Origin of the sequence: Bacillus sp. GBSW19 (assembly GCF_002998655.1) — a bacterium.
Classification (GTDB): domain Bacteria; phylum Bacillota; class Bacilli; order Bacillales; family Bacillaceae; genus Bacillus.
The window spans coordinates 291786-311680 of sequence record NZ_PVRF01000002.1; the positions used below are offsets into that span (position 1 = coordinate 291786).

Below are 19895 nucleotides of genomic sequence, written 5' to 3' on the forward strand. Positions count from 1 at the left end.
ATGTTATGCAAGGATCGTGCCAACTTTCTGACTGCTTGATCATGAGGGTCTACCTCATTATTTACGCAAAATTTCTTTGCGCATGCCAAATTTTTTAGAGGAAACCGCAAAATTTTTCATGTAAAATAGAGGTAACGTCAGGAGGTGGCACAAGTGAAAAAAGATCTGCATGCCGCAAAGCTTGAAAATGAGATTGATTTGTATAAACAAATGCTCGATTTAATTGATGTCGGGGTTCATGCAATTGACGAGAATGGCCATACGGTTGTTTATAATAAAAAAATGATGGAGATTGAGTCTTTAAAACGCTCTGATGTTCTCCATAAAAATGTACTCGACTTCTTCACCTTTCAAGATGAGATGCACAGTACACTTGTCCAAGCGCTTCGTACCGGGAAACAAACCGTTCATGCCAAGCAGACGTATCATAATTACAACGGAAAAGAAATCACAACGATTAACCATACATACCCGCTCGTTCGAGACGGCCTCATTCAAGGGGCAGTTGAAATTTCAAATGATGTGACCAAGCTGGAACGGCTGATTCATCACAATATGAAGAAAAAAGGAAGCACACGCTTTACCTTTGATTCCATTATTGGACAAAGCCCTGCATTTTTAGAGGTGATTGAACATGCGAAACGAGCGACACGCACCTCTTCTTATGTGCTCATTGTTGGCGAAACAGGGACTGGGAAAGAACTGTTTGCTCAAAGCATTCATAACGGCAGCAGCCGGTCATCTGGACCATTTATTACCCAAAATTGTGCAGCACTGCCTGATAATCTGATTGAAAGTCTGCTCTTTGGTACACAAAAAGGGGCTTTTACGGGGGCAACTGATCAGCCTGGTTTATTTGAACAGGCGCAAGGAGGAACATTGCTTTTAGATGAGATCAACTCATTAAATCCTCCTCTTCAAGCAAAACTGCTGCGCGTCTTACAGGAGAAACGCGTGAGAAGGCTAGGCAGCACAAAAGAAATCGCTGTTGATGTAAGAGTCATTGCCAATATGAATGAGGACCCTGTGGATGCGATCGCAGGTGGACGCATGCGCAAGGATTTATTTTATCGGCTCGGTATTGTCACCTTATTTATCCCGCCGCTTTCTGAGCGAAAAGAGGACATTCCTACGTTTGTGAATCATTTTATTCAAAAATATAATGAGCTGTTTCAAATGAAGGTGAAGACGGCTGACGAAGAGGTACTTGCCCTTTTCCAAGCGTATCATTGGCCAGGCAATGTAAGAGAACTGGAGCATGTGATTGAGGCGGGGATGAATATGATGATGGATGAAGACGACTTAAGCATGCATCACCTTCCCTATCATTTTAGATTTAAGCACGGGGAAGGCCGTCCTAAGGCGCAATTGCAAACAAATTCTCTGCAGCAAACCGCCGCTGCTGACACCTTTGTCTATACAAGCCCAGAACAGACGACTGATTTCCAAACCCAAATGGAGCGATTCGAAAAACAATACATCGTCCATTACTTAGAAAAAATGGACGATAATATTTCACAGACTGCAAAGTTATTGGGCATGAGCAGGCAAAGTCTGCAATATCGAATGAAAAAGCTACATATTTCTCGTCAATAATAGAGCTGTGCCATCATTCGGCACAGCTTATTGTGTATCTGACTGTTCTGCTTTTTTTTGCAGCACATCACCGAGCAGATTTTCTACATTTTTCAAATGCGTAAGCATCGCTTTCTCTGCTTCTTCTGGCTGCCTTGCCATGACGGCTTTGTAAATTTGTTCATGTTCTTCGTAAAGCTGCCGAATGGAGGCTTTCGTTGAGAATAATACGACTTTTCTCGTTTCCCGCATCGTTTCTACTAACAAGGTTGAGACTTGATTCATTAACACCTTTAATACATCATTCTTCGAGGCTTTGGCTAAGGCGAGATGGAAGGTGATATCTGCCTCTTCACCAATTTCTTCATGTGCTTCTGCCAGCTTCATTTGTTCGAGTGCATCACGCAGCTGATGAAGGTCATCGTCCGTCCGAAGCAGCGCCGCCTTTTTAACAGCACCTGTTTCAATGATGGTTCTCACTTCAAGGAGCTGCCTGACATCATGCTGCTTCATTAAAAATGCAGGAGATAAAGAAAATGCGAGCTGTTCAGGATCGAACTGCTTCACATACGTGCCTTCCCCTTGCTTCATCTCTATTAATCCGATCGCTTTGAGAGCAGACAGCGCCTCTCTTACAGCGGAACGGCTGACTTGAAAGCTTTCTGAGAGCGCTTGAACCGAATCTAATTTTTCCCCCGGAAGAAGCTCACCTGTACGAATGAATTCGATTAATGCATCCGCAATTTCTTCATATATTTTTTTGGTTTTGATTTGTTTATATTTCAATTGGTCTCACCTCATCACTGTTGTCTATCCTTATCGGCTCATGCCCTATCTTATACTTTACCCCAAAATTTCCGTTCAGACGTCTCCCCGATTTAATTTTCAAAAAATCTTCTGTGTGCCTTGCTTTCAACAAAAAAGAAGCACCTGCCTTGTTTCTGGCAAGTACTTCTTTTTAATCATAGCGCTTCCGCAGTGTAGATGATGGGAGATTCATTTGTTCACGATATTTCGCAATGGTTCTGCGCGACACACGGATACCAAAGGTTTGCTGAAGCTGCGTCATCATTTGCTGATCTGAATACGGTTTTTTCTTATTTTCCGTTTGGATCAGCTCTGCGATGTGCGTCTTGACTGTGTAGCTGGACGCCTCTTCCAGCGAAGGTCCTTCTAGTTTTGCTTGGAAAAATTGTTTCATTTCCATGAGACCATAAGGGGTTTGCACCATTTTCCCTTTCACCGTTCGGCTGACTGTTGACTCATGCACTTGCAATATATCTGCGATTCGCTTCATCGTAAGCGGTTTCATTTTATGTTTCCCTGTAAGGAAAAAATCTGTCTGATGGAAGATAATCTCACGAACGACATGGGTCATCGTTTGTTTTCTTTGCTTCAGCGCTTGGACAAGCCAATTGTATTGCTGCTCTTTTTCCTTTAGATACACATATGCTTCATGCCGCTTCTGGTCTTGAATCATGGCGAAGTATCCTTCATTCATTTCAACGTCTGGAAAAGCGCGCTGATTCAGCTCAAATGTGATGTGGTCCTGCACGACAGTAATCGTCACATCTGGCTCTATATACACAGGGTCCTCTTCATATGAGAAATGTATGCCCGGTCTTGGTTCCAGCTGCGACACCTCATCTTGTACCGCTTGAAGTGTTTTCATTGAAACGCCTGTTTTCGCCGCGATTTCCTTCCAAGCCTTTCTTGCAAAGAGAAAGAAGTGCTCGTCGATGATCAGCTCGGCTTCATACCAGCGCTCCTTTTTTCTTCTCAGCTGAAGCAGAATGCATTCTTGTAATGATCTTGCGCCAATACCGGCAGGCTCTAGCGATTGAAGCTGATGAAGGACGGCTTCTACTTCTTCAGCTGGCACCTCTAAGACAGCTGCCATCTCGTCAACCGGTTCATTTAAATAGCCATTGGAATCAATGGACTCGATCATAAAGTCAAAGATCCTTTGATTCTTTTCACTTAGATTCAAATCAATAGCTTGTTTCTTTAAATACATTTGCAGGCTTTCTTTTTGATGCGTTCGATACGGCTCTGTCATTCGATCTTGAGATTTTTTATGATAAACTGGTTGATAGCTGTCCGTGTCTTTCCGCTCAATCAGAGGGTTCTCAAGCGCTAACTGGTCAAGATACTCGCCAAGCTCAGCGCTATTCAGCTGGAGCAGCGTAATGGCCTGCCTGAGTTCTTGTGTGAGCACCTGCTTTAATACTTGTTCTTGTTGCAGATTAAGGCTCATTGTCTCCCCTCCCTCTCATCATTTTACATGAAGATTGACGGACCGTATATACGAAATAGGAGTGATTCCCATGTCTGAACTTTTTTCCGTTCCATACTTTGTTGACAACTTGAAACAGCACATCGCCATGAATCAAAATGAAGACAAGATTCATGCCATGAATGCCTATTACCGCTCAGTGGTGTCCACACTTGTACAAGACCAGCTGACCAAAAACGCTGTGGTCTTGAAGCGTATTCAGCATCTTGATGAAGCATATCAAAAAGTGAAAAAAGAAAGCGAATGAATGAACGAAAAAGAGCACCCTTTGTCATGATGGCAAAGGGTGTTTTTCATTTGCGAAAAGCTTCTGATCCAGCCTTGATTTGTACATCATCAAAAAGCCAGACCGTCCGGTAGTATAGATGATAAAGGCAAACCATAGTCCGTGATTGTGCCAAATAGGCGTGACCGCTGCTTGAACAACGATAAACAAGATCATCGCAAACAGCATCGAATTTCTGACAGGGGCAATTTCTGTCGCACCTGTAAATACGCCGTATATGACCAAACCGAAACAAGCGGCAAACGGATAGAGAACGAGCCAGTCTGCATAGCCTAATGTCACATCAAGAAGCCGGGGAAGATTTGTAAACAAGCTCAAGATCGGCTCTTTTAAGAGAAAATAAACCGACGCAATGACGCATGCCATGACAAGTGCCCACTGTCTCGAAAGAGTTAAAGTTCTTTCATAAAGGGTACGGTCATTTGCACCAACTGATCTGCCCACAAGGATGCTGGATGCATTGGCAAAACCATCGAACAAATAAGCCATGATATAGTGAATTTGAAATAAGATGGCATTGGCCGCCAGCATCTCTGTTCCAAAAGAAGCACCTTTTGCTGTAAACATGTTAATCACCACTAGCAGACAAATCGTCCGAATAAACAAATCTTTATTCACATGAAACATTTTCTGAACTGCCTGTGTATCCATGATTTTCTTAAGAGAAGGCATCTGGAACCCGTTTTTTGAATGCTTCATGATGATCCATGCGCCTAGCACAAAGGCAGTTAATTCAGATATCAATGTCGCAGCCGCCACCCCTTTGACTGCAAACGAAAACACATGAACAAGCAGAAGGGCAAGGACCATATTCATGACATTGATCAAGATTTGTAAAGAGAGGGCTTCTTTCATTTTTGCCATTCCCATCAGCCACCCTAATATCACATAATTCATCAAGGTAAACGGGGCACCCCAAATACGAATATGAAAATAATCTGCTGCAAATTGCCGGACATCCGCAGCGGGAGAAATCACTAGAAAAGCAGATTGAATAATTGGCCATTGCAGGGCAATAAAACAAAGGCCGACAATGATGGCGATTAAAAAAGGTCTTAGAAAAGCAAGTACGCCCTGCTCCTCACTCTGCGCCCCGTTTGCCTGGGCGGCAAAAGCAGATGTACTCACCCGCAAAAAACCAAAGAGCCAATATAGTGTACTGAAAATGAGACTGCCAACCGCGACGCCTCCAATATAAGCGGGATTGGCGAGCTGACCGACAACTGCTGTATCAACAGCTCCAAGTAATGGGGTGGTCATCGTTGAGATGGTTAAAGGAATGGCCAAAGCTAAATACGCTCGATGGTTCACGATGCCACCTGCCTTTCATGAAAAATAGCCTCTTCTAAAAGAGGCGTTGATGAAATGAAGATTTACCGAACCGGTCTGCCAATTGTTCGGGACAAAGGATGGTCTGCGAGCATTGCATCTCTCATTTTCTGCACCGCTGTCTCTTCTGATGAAAAGAAATCATCCTTTGATTGAAATTGAGCAACAAGTTCACCTTGATCCAATATCGCCAATTGATCACTTACATGATAGGCTGCCGTCATATCATGTGTAATAAATAAGTAAGCGACACCCAGTTCCTTCTTTAATTCTACTAATAAATCTAAAATGACAGCCTGTGTAACCATGTCTAAGCTGCTGACGGATTCATCCAGTACGACGAGCTTTGGCTGCAGCAATAAGGCTCTTGCGATGTTGATCCTTTGCAGCTGGCCGCCGCTGAATTGATGCGGATATTTAGACAAGTCCTTTTCACTGAGCCCGACTCTTTCCAGCCAGTGAATCAACACGTTTTTGCGTTCTTGTCGGCCCATAGCTTCATAGTTTTCAAGCGGCTCGGATAAAATTTGTTCGACTGTCCACCTTGGATTCACCGCCGAATATGAATCTTGAAACACCGCTTGCACATGCCGGCGATAATGTTTGCGTGTTCGCTGATCTGCACAATATATATCCTGCCCTTCAAAAAGGACCTGACCGGCTCTTGGTTTCTCTAGACCAAGTATGATGCGGCCTAGTGTACTTTTCCCTGCGCCGCTTTGCCCCAGCAATGCGAGGCATGTGCCTTCTTCAATGATTAAATTGACGCCGCTTAAGACTTGGTCTGCGCCTTTTTTTCTCATCAGAAACGACCGGCTGTTGTATGAATGACTAACTGCTTTCACTTCTAATAAATGCAAGGGCCTTCTCACCTCAAATCGGGCAAACAGCTGGGATGGATGGACGAGCTGCTAATAGTTTCTTTGTATAATTATGCTTCGGGTTTTCAAAAAGCTCAAGCACTTCTGCCTTTTCAACCATTTCTCCTTGTCTCATGACGACAACCTGATCTGCCATTTCTGCAATGACGCCAAGATCGTGAGTAATGAGCAAAATGGCAGTTCCATACTCATGACGAATTTGGTTTAGGTGCTCAAGCACCAGCTTCTGCGTGTGTACATCTAAAGCAGTTGTTGGTTCATCTGCTATGAGAAGAGGCGGGTGCATGCAGGCTGCCATGGCAATCATGACACGCTGCAGCATGCCGCCGCTTAGTTCAAAGGGATACTTGTTTAACAGCTTATCTGGCTGCGGCAGATTCATCTGCGCTAACGCATCCATTGCCTTCGCTCGTGCCTGCCTTTTACTGACAGCGGTATGCCGGCGGATGGTTTCAATCAGCTGATGACCGATCGTCCATACTGGTGTAAAGCTGTTCATTGGATTTTGCATAATATATGAGATGTCTTTGCCCCGAATAGAGCGCATATCCTTTTCACTCATACCGATCAATTCTCGTCCTTGTAATGTGATGCTGCCAGTGACTTCCGTTGTTTTCGGGTCAAGCATATGTAAGATCGACATACTTGTCACCGTTTTCCCGCAGCCGCTCTCACCTATTAATCCAACGATTTGACCACGCCCTACTTCAAACGATACGTCCTGAATAAGAGAGGTTGTCCCATGAGGCGTTTTCGTCTGCACATGCAGGTTCTCTATTTGTAAAATGGACTCTTGCACATCGATCATTCCTTTACACACGGCGTTTGATACCATATTTCTCTGAGAGGGCCTCTCCTAGTAAATTAAAGAGGACCACGACAGCCATGATCACAAGACCTGGGTACAGCATCAACTGAGGATTCGTTTGAATGTACGACTTCCCTTCATGGATCATCGCTCCCCATTCAGGCATAGGAGGCTGAACGCCTAATCCGAGAAAGGACATCGCAGAAATGTCCATAATCGCCCAGCCCATTTCGAGTGTACCTATGACCGCGAGTGGCGGCAGGACATTTGGAATCATATGCTTTCTCATGATGTTCCAGTGGGACGTCCCGCTGATTTTTGCGGCAGCAATAAAGTTCTGTTCTTTTAAACTCAGCACCATTCCTCGAAAGACGCGAGCATAGTATACCCATTGTACCAGCATCAAGGCAAGCACTACTTGAGAAAGTCCAGGACCGAAGATGCCGACTAATCCAAGAATCAGCACCAGGTTCGGGAATGCCATGATCCCGTCACAGATTCTCATCAAGACGTGATCGATCCAGCCGCCTTTGTAACCTGACAACAAACCAACGATTAACCCAATCAATAAAGAAGAGAGAAAGATTAATAACGCACAGCCTAGTGAAACACGTGCACCATATAAAATTCGAGATAAATTGCATCGGCCTAATTGATCTGTCCCAAGAGGATACTCCCACGAAGACCCCTTTAGCTTCATCGCTAGATTGACAGCCGCCGGATCATGTGGAGCGATCCACGGTGCACATACTGTCACAATCAGCAATAGACCAAGGAGCACCACACAGATCGAGATCATCTTTTGATGAGAGAAGAGATATTTTCCTTTTGTCATCATGGCTGGCGGCCTTCCTTTCTGGAAATACGGGGGTCAATGATCAGTTGGAGCAAGTCCACAATCAAGCTGCTCAAGATAAAGATACATGCTGCCATGAGGACATAGAATTGAATGACCGGCAGATCCCGGTTAAAGATCGCTTCAATAAAGAAGCGCCCAAACCCCGGCCATGAAAAAACCGCCTCTACGATAATGGTTCCTGTCAGCAGCTTGCCAAGATTCACCCCAAGCCCTGTCAGCATTGGCGATATCGCGATTCTCAATACATGCTTGAACATGATCGACCGTTCCTTTAATCCTCTGATTCTCGCATATTGAACAAAAGGCTCTTGAAGCGCCTCACTCACACTTGATCGTAATAGCCTTGTATACGTAGCAATTAAAGGGACGGCCAGTGTGATCGACGGCAGGATGAGATGCTCCCATGTTCCGACCCCTTCAACTGGTAAAAGATCGAGCTTCACTGAAAAAAAGAAGATGAGCAAATACCCCAAGACAAACGTCGGGATAGATGCTCCTAAAAAAGAAATAAGCCGGCTCATATGATCAACGACGCCATTTTTCCTCATGCCGCTGAAAAAGCCGAGCGGAATGCTGACACAAATAGCAATCAATAGACTAGTAAGCGCCAATTGAATCGTCGCTGGTATTCTATAGATCACCTCATTGAGCACAGGCTGGTTGGACATATACGACTGGCCAAAATCAAGGTGAATGACTTTTTCAATGGTGTGAAGATACTGCATATAAAACGGTTGGTCTAAACCAAATTCATTTCGTTTTTGCGCTAAAATTTCATCCGTAGGCTGGATATGAGCCGCTGCTAAATATGCCTCAGCCGGGTCAACTGGTGAAAGGTGAATCATACCAGTCGTAAAAAGTGTGGCTAATAAAAATACAGGGATGATTGATAGCATGCGTTTGACGATATAGCGGCCCATTTCCTTACCTTCCTTCTATTACTTCAGCTTAATGCCTGTGAATGGATGTTCATCGCGATTTGCTGGGAACTCAAAGTCCTTCACATTTTTTTGATAAACGGCTGTCTTTTTAAAATAAGAGATTGGCACAATCGCCCCTTGATCCTGTAATGAAGATAACACAGACGAATAAAGTGCTTTTCGTTTGTTTTCATTGGTTGTTGATGGAATTTCGCTCATTTCTTTGATCAGCTTGTCCTTATTTGGATAGGCTGAGATGGCTTCTTTGAATCCAAAACCATCTGATGAGACGACGTTCATAAATGTATGCGGATCATAAGGCGCTCCGTAGTTGCTAAAGAAGTTCATATCAAATTTGTTGGCTTTAAAGCGCTGCACCTGTGTTGCCAGCTCCACACCTTCAAGTTTGACGCCAACGCCAATGGCTCCCCATTCTGCTTGAAGCGTCTCAGCCATCGCTTTTTGAATCGATTCTGCTGAGTCATACATCATACTAAATTCAAGCGCTTTTCCATCTTTTTCACGAACGGTTTTTCCTTTTGGAAGTGTCCAGCCTGCTTCATCCAGCAATGCTTTCGCTTTGTCTACATCATACTGGAAAGACTTCACCTTAATATCAGATGTGTAAGGCATGTTGGTCGGCAATATGTGATCTGCTTCATCCTCTAAGCCAGAGGTGACACCTTCTACCATTGATTTCTTATTAATAGCATATTGAAGGGCATGACGCACTTTCTCATCTGACAGCTGATCCACTTTTGTGTTCATGACAAGCTGTCTCGTTGCTACAGGCTCTGACATTTTTGTTTCATACTTGCCGCTCGCCTCTAGCTGTTTGTAGGCATCAAGGCTAATGGTTCCTTCTCCGTAAAGGACATCTACATCGCCTTTTTCAAATGCCATGACTCTCGTTTCCGCATCTGGGATCACCTTGACTTTGATTTCTTTAACCTTTGGTTTTTCTCCCCAATAATGATCATTTCGTTCGAAAATGGCATAGTCATCTTTTTGATATGTTTTTAATACCCAAGGGCCTGTCCCCACTGGTTTTTCAATCCCTTTTGACGTATCTCCGTTTTTAGGGAAGCCTGCTTCTCCTAAGAAACGAACCGGGCGGACAACTGCTAATTCTTGAACAGTTGGATAATATGGCTCTGTTAATGTGAGTTTAAACGTTTTCTTGTCTACTGCTTCTGTCTTTTTGATTTTTTTTATAACACCTAACCAGCTATGTATATCCTTGTTTTTTAAGATGGAATCAAAGTTCTTTTTCACAATGTTAGCATTAAACTCAGATCCATCTGAGAACGTCACATTGTCTCTTAAATGAAAAGTATACACCTTGCCATCCTTTGAAACATCCCATGATTTCGCTAATTCAGGTTTTAGCTTTCCATTCTTTTGATAGCTGACCAATGGCTCATAAATCATTGATTGTGCAAACAATTGCGATGGGTTGTATACGTGCGGATTCATTTCGCCAATATCTCTCGGCCAAGCCATCGTGATCATGTCAGGATGATCCTTGTTTCCTTCTGCTCCATTGTTTGCTTGAGAGCAGCCTACTAATAAAAAGATTAGCAGGAAAGGTAATACTGTATTTATTTTAATTTTCGGAAAAAATTTACTCCAAATAGACATAAGATGTTCCTCCTAATTGACGCTGATAATCATTTTCATTTTAAGGAGGAAGGACCCCTTTGTCAATATCATATTTAAAACGAATTGACAATACATATACCTATTTATTCCATTAATTGATGAATTTGATAGAAAGAGAGACAGGCTGCTTACGAATGAGCAGCCTGTGAAGAGGTGAATGTTTTTTCTCGCAGGGCATTACGAAGTGTGTCAATGATACGATCCTGTTCAGCTTCTGTCATACTTGTTCCAGAGGGGAGACAAAGCCCTGTTTCAAATAACAACTCAGATACGGGAGTGCCTTTCACTGCTGAATAAAAAGGACAATCACGAAAGAGCGGCTGCTGGTGCAGCGGCTTCCATACACGCCTTGCTTCGATCTGTTCTTTTTCTAGTGCAGCAATGATGTCCACTGGAGACGTTCTCTTATCACGATCAATAGTCAATGTCGTCAGCCAGCGGTTGGACTTGGTGCCTTGATATTCTGGCATGAAATACAGGCCCTCTACCTTAGATAAAGCATCCTGATAACGCTTGAAAATGCGTCGCTTCTGTTCAACACGCTCGTCCAATATTTCCATCTGAGCAATCCCGACGCCTGCTAGCAGGTTGCTCATGCGATAGTTGTATCCTATCTCTTGATGCTCATAATGCATGGCGCGTTCTCTAGCCTGTGAAGCGAGAAAGCGGCAGCGTTCGATCGCAGCTTCATCATCACTCACAAGCATACCGCCACCTGATGTTGTAATGATTTTATTTCCATTAAACGAATAGACACCGAACCTGCCCATTGAGCCGCTTTTTTTCCCTTTATATAGAGCACCTAACGATTCAGCCGCATCCTCAATGACTGGTACATCATATGCTTCACACAACGCCAGAATCTCGTCCATTTTTGCGCTTTGTCCATATAAATGCACGACAATAACAGCACGGGGTCTTTTTCCAAGTCGTTTTGATTCCACAAAGGCTTTCTCTAAAGCAAGCGGGCACATATTCCATGTATCTCTTTCAGAATCAATAAAAACGGGTGTGGCTTGTTCGTATAAAATCGGATTTGCAGTTGCAACAAATGTGAGGGTGGAACAAAAGACAATGTCACCTTTTTGAACGCCAATAAGCTTTAATGCAAGGTGAATTGCTGCTGTTCCAGAAGATAAAGCCGCTCCTGCATTCACTCCTGCATAGCGTGCGACTGCCTGCTCAAATTCATTCACAATAGGTCCAAGCGGTGCAATCCAGTTACTCTTGAAAGCTTCCTCTATTTTCAGATACTCTTTTCCGCTCATATGCGGTGGTGATAAGTAAATTCGTTTCCTTTCTTGCATCATTTCCCACCTTCTCTCCGATCTTTGATTTCTATTGCAGGAATGCCTACAGCGACTTTCTGATCGTGTATATCTTTTGTTACTGCGGCTCCTGCGCCAATGATTGTCCAGCTTCCGATCGATATCCCGGGTATCACAACAGCACCTGCCCCAATATGGGTACCCATTCGTACAGACACACAGCCAGTTAACACTGCTCCTGGTGATAGGTGCACAAACGATTCGAGTATACAGTCATGCTCTACGATAGATCCTGTGTTGATAATCGCATGTTCACCGATTGCTGCATCTGCTTGAACCACTGCTCTTGCCATCACGACAGTTCCCCCTCCAATCACCGCTGATGGACTTATGACCGCCTCTGGATGGATGAGTGTGGCAAACGCCTTGTTTTCAAATGAGAGGCGTTCCTTTACTAGCTGTCTCATCTCATTTTGCCCAATAGCAATCAGCCATTTCATATGAGGCATTGTCTCTCTCAGCTGTTGACTCATGGAGATCGGTCCATACAAGATGCCGCTTTGAGTGGCCTCCTCTTCAAATTGATCATCTAATACGGCACATAATGAGTAATCGGGATGTGCAACAATCATTTCCTGAATGACTTTGCTATGCCCGCCAGCCCCAATTAAACCTATGGGTTGCTCTTTACATATCGGTTCCTTTGAATTTTTCAGCTGTGGCATGATGCGGCTGCTGCACCCCCTCTGTTTTGATGACTTTCAGCAAGGTCATCCATAAAATTTTCATATCAAGCCAAAACGTTTGATGCTCGACATACCAGAGGTCATAGGTGAATTTCTCCTCCCAGGAGATCGTGTTCCTTCCATTCACCTGTGCCCATCCAGTAATGCCAGGCTTTACAAGATGGCGCCTTGCTTGCTCCTCTGTATACATCGGCAGATACTCCATCAGAAGAGGCCTTGGTCCAACGAGACTGAGCTCTCCTTTTAGGACATTGACTAATTGCGGCAATTCATCAAGACTGAGCTTGCGAATCAAGGCGCCGGTTTTTGTTAATCGAAGATGATCTGGCAGGAGCCCCCCGTGCTCGTCGCGTTCATCGGTCATCGTCCGAAATTTATATAGCATAAATGGCCGGCCATACAGACCAGGCCGCTTCTGCCGAAACAACACAGGCGTCCCAATTTTCCACCGAATCAGTCCATAAATCAGAAGAAAAAGAAGACTGCCTGCGATGAGCAGCGTCAATGCCACCATCACATCTAACATTCTTTTCATCATTAAATCTCCTTATCTCACTAGCGGGAAACAGCTTGTTTTACCTTATGCACCAGCTGCTGCCGCTCTCGTTTTGTTCCTGCAAATTGATACAAGTAGCCCATATAGAGAATGAAACAAAGACCACCAATACAAAACAGCTCCAACCATGAGGTCACGTCATAAATCGCTTGAATCCCTGCACAGACGCCCCAAATCATGAGCGCTCCTGCAAGTGGAACCAATGTATGTTTGTAAAAGATGGTGCGTTTCTGATTCGTGATGCGGGCCGTATAAAATGGCAGAAACACGATATTTTTCATCAATAAAACTATCGCTCCTGCTGATGCAATGCCATATAAGCCAAGCTGAAGCATATGAGTCAATCCATAGGCAAAAATCACATTGGATACTCCTAATATGAGCGTGACCACCGCTGGAACTTTCAATCGATTAAAAGCGGTCGGCACATATGTCAGCGGTAAAAACATCAAGGTCAAACATAAATAAGCTGCATGAATCATGAGAAGCCATTTCAGCTCTTCAAAGGCAGGTCCAAGCCATAAAAGCATGAGCGGACCGGCGAGCCCTCCTAGTAGAGCGGCTGGGAACGCGACAAATAAACCGCTCCATTTAATGGCACTGGCTGCATATTGGATGAGACCTTCTTCATCTTGATTCGAGTAAAATTTCGTGATCGTTGGGGCAAATACAACCGCCAGTGTCCCTGCGAGTGTGCGTAATAATAATGGGAATTGTAAAATCGCCGCATACTGTCCCGTCGCTTCCGCTCCAATGAGCAGGTTGGTCATCAATAAGTCAATTTGTAAAAACAACAAAATTCCCATTTGCTCAAAAGAATGCCAGACCCCTGATCGAACAAGTGTGAGACTAGAAGATACTGAGACGTGCCGCCACTTAAACGAAAACCAAGGAATGAGTTTTTTAAAATAATAGATACCGATTCCCATAGCCGCCAAGCTTCCTATGACGGCCGCAAGCGGAATATGCCAGATGGCTGGTGCCGTCCATGTAAACAGCATCATAATCATAAATGCCCTCAAAAACATCTGAATGGACTGACCAACACTTGATACATATAACTTATTCGCATAAAACGGCGCAGCCCCAATGCCGGACATGACAAAATTGAGCATAAATAAAAGACCCCCTAATATAAAGGCGGTCTGTGTGTCTTTTGCGAGATAATCAGGCACATGAAGCCACTCTACCAGCTGACGGGACATGAACAGACAAAACAGAAAAAGACTGATCGATAAAAAAATGGAACTAACGAAATAAGATGAGAGATAGCGCTGCGCCTTCTCCATTTCTCCTTTATGAGCCGCCACAGAAAAAAAGCGTACCACAACAGCACTTAATGAAGCCGTAATAACCGATAAATAGTTGATCATATTTTGCGTCAGATGGATTAAGCCGAATGCTTCCACTCCAAGTGTATGAACGATGTACGGTGTTAAACAAACAGACATAAGCATCATCAAGACAAACGTCATGAAGTTTGCACTGGCATTGTAAAGAAACGCTCGATTCATTTTGTTTTCACGCAGCGTTTAAAAGCTTTCATCCAGCTTCCTCTCCCTTTTGTCCGCTCGTTTTCATCAGCTGATGAATCGCCTCTTTCACAGCCGCCTCATTCGGTTCTTTTAATAGCGTCAAAAACGGAAGATGAGCCACCCATTCATACCCTTCCATCACCTTATGATCAAACGACCTGAGGACAACACACGGTGTATGCGTAATCGCACAAAAGATCATGCCATGAAGCCGGTCTGTCACGACGACCTGCGCCTTTCTTAACTCTGTCCATAAGGCAGATAATTCATCTAAGCGAGTCGTTCGATCAACTCGTTTGCCAATTGTCGTTGTGATGAAACCGACTTGATCATACGTGTCTTGAATATGCTGCTGCAGCTGCTGCCGGCTCTCCTTGGTGAGATAGGCTTCCTTATCCTCACGCAGACAAAGCAGAACCCCTTCACGTTTTTGTTCCTTTGATGCTTCGTCTAATGTCAGCACCATATCAGGCTGTTTCCACACATCTTGATCAGGGAAGTGCTGCTTCATCCAAGTATAGGTTGTTTGATCTCTTGCCATGAGAAGCAGCCTTGGATGATGTTTGTATGTCTGAATGGCGCGGCGTTCCTCTCTTTTTCCTCTCTTTGTTTCTGTAAAATGGGCAGTGGCCGGCAGTTGAATCACCGGATAGGACTTGAAGGTCTTCATGATAAATTGTCTCGTCCATTCTTCATAACGGTATAAGTCCCCCATATTGCCCCCACCGATGATACAGACGATGTCTTCTGGGTGCCGCATACGCTTTAACGGACGAGCGAGGCGATAGATCTCTTTCATGTCCACTTCCATGATGTCATAAGCGGGAAAGTGCTCTTTTAAAAAACAATAACTCGCATAGGCAATCGCATGATCCCCTAAATTATCATGCCCCGGCAGCAGCGTGAGAATGATTTTCTTCTGATGACTCAGCTCTGGCAGGCTTTGGCGGCTCAGTCGATATTCAAGTGGATATTTAACCTTTAAGAGCAGCCACTCTGCGGCGTGCGCCTTCAATTGCTGCAATGTCAATCCCATCACCCCTATTTCCTTGTTTGATATTCGATCCATTTTTGATAGCTTGAAGCGGCGGCAGAAAGCGGATAAACCAACCGGCACTTAGCAAGGAATAAAATCATTCGCTTTCGAGCGGTGAGCTTCGATGGTTCCACTTGTTTGACGGCATACAGAAAGGCCTCGTGTGTCACCATTTCCCGCATGTGATCAAGCTTTTCCCGAATAGAGAGGGCATTTTGGCTCTTCCATTCGTTGAGCATACAATGAAGAGTATGATTGACAATAAAAAAATCAAGTGCCTTCTCATACAGAGAGATGTCATCATATTCTTTCAAAAACAAGCGCTGCGCATGATAAAAGGTCAGTCCATGATGAAAATACTGCTTCTGATATCGCTGCACAATAGATGACAGATGAACCCTGTAGTAATAAAGAGGTTCATGAACAAAGGCGATGCTGCGTGATAAAGAAAAACAGCGCAGCGTCACATATTGATCTTCTATGTTCTCAAGTTCCCCCCTCAGCGGAAATCGAATGTGATGTTCTTCGATAAAGGCACGCCGATACAGCTTATTCCATGAAAACCCCGTGATGTCTCCGTGCAATAACGCTTCAATTAAACTCGTCTTTTCGGCTGATCGCTCGACTAACAGCGTTGTTGGTATGGTTCGCTTTGACTGTTCAAATTGAATCCAGTACTCACTGACAACAAGATCTGCGCCGGTCATTTCAGCTTTTTCATACAAGGCTTCACAGTAATGAGGCGCGAGAATATCATCTGAATCAATAAAGGCGATATACGTCCCTTTTGCTTCTTCGATGCCCCGGTTCCTCACAGCGCCTAACCCTTGATTGGTTTGATGAATGACCCGAAAGCGCTGATCTTGCGCAGCAAACGCTTCAAGATATTCTCCGCTGTGATCCGTCGATCCATCATTCACGAGAATCACCTCTATATCTGAAAAACTTTGATCTGCAATTGATTGAAGGCATTGCTCCACATATTGACTCGTATTGTAGACTGCGACCAATAGACTGATAGCTGGCATTACAACATGCCCCACCTTTCTCCAAATCTACTTTGTAAATATCGTCCTGTACGGTAAAACAGATGAATCGAACGGCATCAGCATGATGCTGTACAGAATATAGCAAACAGCAATCCCTACATAGATAAAGACATTAGACCGCTGATCAAAAATACGGGTGAAATATGGCAGTAAAATGAGCTGATACAAGCCAAAATAAATATGAAATCTTGCATAAATGACATCCTTTGTAGCAAGGATGCCAAACAAGAAACCGAGCAAACAAAAATTCACAACGTAATCACTCTCAGGCGTCAGCTCACGAAGTCGTTTTCGATAAAGGAAAGCAAGCAAAAGCGGCAAAACCAACACACCAATTTTTGTCACATTCATTCCATTCGTATTCGTTGTGAGCCATTCCTCGTAATGCCCATATGAACTGCCTTGCAGCATCACGACAAACACGGAAACAAAGCGGTCATAAAGAGCGGTTAACCCTAAGAAAATCATGCATAAAACCAACATCATCCAAGACCACGATTTTGTTCTCACGATAAAATACACAGGAATCATGATGAGAGCCGATGAATGAAACAATGAACATACGAGGACAAGCGGAAAATACAATTTCCACTGACCATTGATCACAAGACGGATGGCATAAAAAAGAACCGCAGCCACCATATACTGACGCATGCCATTAAACGAAGCGTAATAATGAAAAGTGCCGAGAAAAAGCAGCATACTCAGCTCAAAGGGACGGCCATATTGAATGAGCGTCTTGATGATAAAAAAATAGGTGATCGCCCCAACCGAGATATACATGATTTGCGGATCACGGGACAGTTGATTGAGCATCCATAAAATAAACGTAAATCCTGGGTCAGTGGCCGCCTTGTCCACACCAAGTCCGAATATATGCCAAGGCTTTTCATAATTGACGGAGAACTCATACATCTGTCCATATGTGACAAAATCGGTTCCTACTTTGTACCGAATACCAGCGACAATACAAAGAAACAAAAACGGAAATAACACCAGAATCTTGTTAGGCCGCCATCCGCTTTGAATGGTATCATCACGCCTGCCGTAAAATGCGGCAAAGCTCGACCATAAATAGACCATGATCATGTTCACCAAATAAACCGCCATCTGCCATTCCTTCCTTACAGTCCATATCCATTCATCACACGTGTGATGTTCTGTTTGACATCAAATCCTCTTTGTTCAAGCTGGGACGTAATGGTCTCTTGAAGAGGAGGCTCTGCATGATATGCTTCAAGCACCGCCTTCATCCATTCATGCGCAGAATCCCCCAGCGACATTCTTTTCACAAGACCGCAGCCTAAATCCACTTCCTCTGTAATATGATCTGAAATCACACAAGGCAATCCAGATGCCTGTGCTTCCACTAATACAAGCGGAAGTCCTTCAAACAAGGATGGCATCACAAATACATCAAATGCTTTCATATACTGCGGAACGTCTGATACGACGCCTGTAAAGACAATGTCGTCTAACAAGCCTGCCTTCTCCGCATATGATTCAACCACCTGCCTCAGTGGTCCATCCCCTACAAGGACAAGTTGAAATGAGACCCCTTGTTTCTTTAAGGTCTGTGCCAGTTCCATAAAAAAAACGTGATTTTTTTGCTCATGAAACCGGCCAATATGACCAATAATCATGCTCTTTTCGTGAAGACCCCGCTGCTTTTTGATCTTCACCTTTTCGTCTGGATCAGGCTGAAAGAAAAGGGATAAATCAATCCCATTCGGCAGCACCTCAACTTGTCCATTCTTCATTTTTTTCTGCCCAAATAAAAAGGAACCGGCATCCTCACCGCATGCAACAAGCTGTGTAGAAAATGCAAAGATCAGCTGGCGAAACCCTTTGAGCATCATATGGTCTACCCAATTTGGCGACTGTTTCCAAGCTGTATTATGCGAATGACAAATCCGCACCTTCACACCCGCCAATTTCGCAGCAAGTGCGGAGAAACCTGTTTGAAAATCCGTATGGGCATGCACTGCCTGATACGGTCCTGTTCGTTTGATTGTCTTTGTCAATGTTTTCACAAATGCCAAAGGAGAGGACGCCCCAATACTTGGGACGTACAAGATGCGTCCCCCGAGCCTCTGAATTTCCTCATCATAATCACAGACATCCTTTCGGTGGGTAATAAAGTCAAATTGAAGGACATTTCTATCGAGTGCACGATAGATGTTCATGATCATCGTTTCAGCCCCGCCGCGGTTCATCCCGCCCACAATATGGAGTACACGCTTTGGCTCACTCATCCCGAATCGTCCTCCTTTTCAACAAAGACGCCTCCAACTTCCGCTGGTGATAAAATTTCATGATCTTCGGTGATAAACAGGCGCGGACCACCGGCTTTAGTGCAAACAGATAATGAACCGGCGACAATTTTAATAACCAGCATGCTTTTAAAACGAGCCAGGCATTATCCATCGAATATTGAAACTTACGGCGCTGAAAGGCCGCTTCATCCTCTCTCACAAGGTATAACGGCTCTTGTAAATTAAAGCCTTTTCTCCCCGCAGCAAAAAAACGGATCCAAAGATCGATATCTTCCATCCGCCTTGTTGTTTTCACAGAGCGATACCCATGTAAAGCCTTGTATGCAGCAGCCCTCATCATAATGGTTCCATGACAAAACGGCGTCCCTCTTGCCAGCACTTTCCGATCAGGCTCTGAAATCAGTGCACGTACACCTTTTGTACCCGATTCATCAAACACCGTCATCGCCGTACCGACCACATCATATTCAGGATGTGTTTCTAGGAAATGAACCTGTTTTTCTAAACGAACTGGTACTGATACATCGTCGCCATCCTGCCGTGCAATCAAGTCTCCCCTTGCTTCAGCGAGACAGCGATTCAGACTGGCAGCGAGCCTTTGATTATGCTCATTGCGGATAAGGCGAATTCTTTCAGGGTCTCGTTTTGTATAAGACAGCACTTTTTCATAGGTGCCGTCTGTTGATGCGTCATCACATATGATGAGCTCCCAGTTGTCATATGTTTGATGAAGAATGGATTCAATACTTTCTTCTACTGTGTCTTGGCAATTGTAGACGCCCATGATGATAGACACCTTTGGCTTACGCATGC

The 19895-nt window shown here is 44.2% G+C and carries 19 protein-coding genes; 2 read left to right on the forward strand and 17 right to left on the reverse strand.

The window, feature by feature from the left end; translation table 11 throughout:
- Positions 1-153 precede the first annotated feature (153 nt).
- Positions 154-1596, forward strand: coding sequence for a sigma-54 interaction domain-containing protein (locus C6344_RS11310; RefSeq protein WP_106030514.1), 1443 nt, complete (start codon positions 154-156; stop codon positions 1594-1596).
- 27 nt (positions 1597-1623) lie between these two features.
- Here the strand turns inward: C6344_RS11310 and C6344_RS11315 are convergent, their stop codons facing one another.
- Positions 1624-2361, reverse strand: coding sequence for a FadR/GntR family transcriptional regulator (locus tag C6344_RS11315; RefSeq protein ID WP_106072954.1), 738 nt, complete (start codon positions 2359-2361; stop codon positions 1624-1626).
- A 172-nt stretch (positions 2362-2533) separates the two neighbouring features.
- Entirely contained in the window at positions 2534-3832 is a 1299-nt protein-coding gene (gene rpoN, locus C6344_RS11320; RefSeq protein WP_034660029.1) for an RNA polymerase factor sigma-54, read from the reverse strand.
- Between the two features lie 70 nt (positions 3833-3902).
- Between rpoN and yvfG the strand changes: the two genes are divergently transcribed.
- Complete coding sequence (gene yvfG / locus C6344_RS11325) at positions 3903-4118, forward strand: protein YvfG (RefSeq protein WP_003213121.1); 216 nt, start codon at positions 3903-3905, stop codon at positions 4116-4118.
- A 24-nt stretch (positions 4119-4142) separates the two neighbouring features.
- Here yvfG and C6344_RS11330 read toward each other — a convergent pair whose 3' ends face one another.
- From C6344_RS11330 to epsE, 15 genes are all read right to left on the reverse strand, one after another.
- Positions 4143-5468 carry an MATE family efflux transporter gene (locus C6344_RS11330; protein WP_060597330.1) on the reverse strand — a complete coding sequence of 442 codons (1326 nt, stop codon included), beginning with the start codon at positions 5466-5468 and terminating at the stop codon, positions 4143-4145.
- 62 nt (positions 5469-5530) lie between these two features.
- Positions 5531-6346, reverse strand: coding sequence for an ABC transporter ATP-binding protein (locus tag C6344_RS11335; RefSeq protein WP_060597331.1), 816 nt, complete (start codon positions 6344-6346; stop codon positions 5531-5533).
- A gap of 13 nt (positions 6347-6359) precedes the next feature.
- The gene (gene nikD / locus C6344_RS11340) at positions 6360-7175 is read right to left on the reverse strand and encodes a nickel import ATP-binding protein NikD (protein ID WP_189293868.1); all 816 of its coding nucleotides are present in this window, start codon (positions 7173-7175) and stop codon (positions 6360-6362) included.
- Between the two features lie 4 nt (positions 7176-7179).
- The gene (nikC, locus tag C6344_RS11345) at positions 7180-8013 is read right to left on the reverse strand and encodes a nickel ABC transporter permease subunit NikC (protein ID WP_034660032.1); all 834 of its coding nucleotides are present in this window, start codon (positions 8011-8013) and stop codon (positions 7180-7182) included.
- Positions 8010-8954: a nickel ABC transporter permease subunit NikB gene (nikB, locus tag C6344_RS11350; RefSeq protein ID WP_066030350.1), complete on the reverse strand. Its 945-nt coding sequence runs from the start codon at positions 8952-8954 to the stop codon at positions 8010-8012. The genes nikC and nikB overlap by 4 nt, the downstream gene beginning before the upstream one ends.
- An 18-nt stretch (positions 8955-8972) precedes the next feature.
- Entirely contained in the window at positions 8973-10595 is a 1623-nt protein-coding gene (nikA, locus tag C6344_RS11355) for a nickel ABC transporter substrate-binding protein (protein WP_060597333.1), read from the reverse strand.
- A gap of 149 nt (positions 10596-10744) precedes the next feature.
- Complete coding sequence (locus C6344_RS11360; RefSeq protein ID WP_106073045.1) at positions 10745-11923, reverse strand: DegT/DnrJ/EryC1/StrS family aminotransferase; 1179 nt, start codon at positions 11921-11923, stop codon at positions 10745-10747.
- Positions 11923-12609, reverse strand: a complete 687-nt coding sequence (locus C6344_RS11365) for an acetyltransferase (protein WP_066030348.1) — start codon at positions 12607-12609, stop codon at positions 11923-11925. Before C6344_RS11365 ends, C6344_RS11360 begins: the two co-directional genes overlap by 1 nt.
- On the reverse strand, positions 12572-13165 hold the full coding sequence (locus tag C6344_RS11370; RefSeq protein WP_060597336.1) for a sugar transferase: 594 nt from the start codon (positions 13163-13165) through the stop codon (positions 12572-12574). The genes C6344_RS11365 and C6344_RS11370 overlap by 38 nt, the downstream gene beginning before the upstream one ends.
- A 20-nt stretch (positions 13166-13185) precedes the next feature.
- On the reverse strand, positions 13186-14700 hold the full coding sequence (locus tag C6344_RS11375) for an MATE family efflux transporter (protein ID WP_066030347.1): 1515 nt from the start codon (positions 14698-14700) through the stop codon (positions 13186-13188).
- Between the two features lie 28 nt (positions 14701-14728).
- Positions 14729-15757, reverse strand: a complete 1029-nt coding sequence (locus C6344_RS11380) for a polysaccharide pyruvyl transferase family protein (RefSeq protein ID WP_081311371.1) — start codon at positions 15755-15757, stop codon at positions 14729-14731.
- Positions 15758-15762: 5 nt separating this feature from the next.
- On the reverse strand, positions 15763-16785 hold the full coding sequence (locus C6344_RS11385) for a glycosyltransferase family 2 protein (protein WP_066030346.1): 1023 nt from the start codon (positions 16783-16785) through the stop codon (positions 15763-15765).
- Positions 16786-16812: 27 nt separating this feature from the next.
- Positions 16813-17916 (reverse strand): EpsG family protein, encoded by a 1104-nt coding sequence (locus C6344_RS11390; RefSeq protein ID WP_066030345.1) that lies wholly within the window; start codon positions 17914-17916, stop codon positions 16813-16815.
- A gap of 14 nt (positions 17917-17930) precedes the next feature.
- Positions 17931-19061: a glycosyltransferase family 1 protein gene (locus tag C6344_RS11395; RefSeq protein WP_066030344.1), complete on the reverse strand. Its 1131-nt coding sequence runs from the start codon at positions 19059-19061 to the stop codon at positions 17931-17933.
- A complete protein-coding gene (epsE, locus tag C6344_RS11400; RefSeq protein WP_060597340.1) occupies positions 19054-19893 on the reverse strand; it encodes a glycosyltransferase EpsE in 840 nt (279 codons plus the stop codon). The genes C6344_RS11395 and epsE overlap by 8 nt, the downstream gene beginning before the upstream one ends.
- Between the last annotated feature and the right edge of the window lie 2 nt (positions 19894-19895).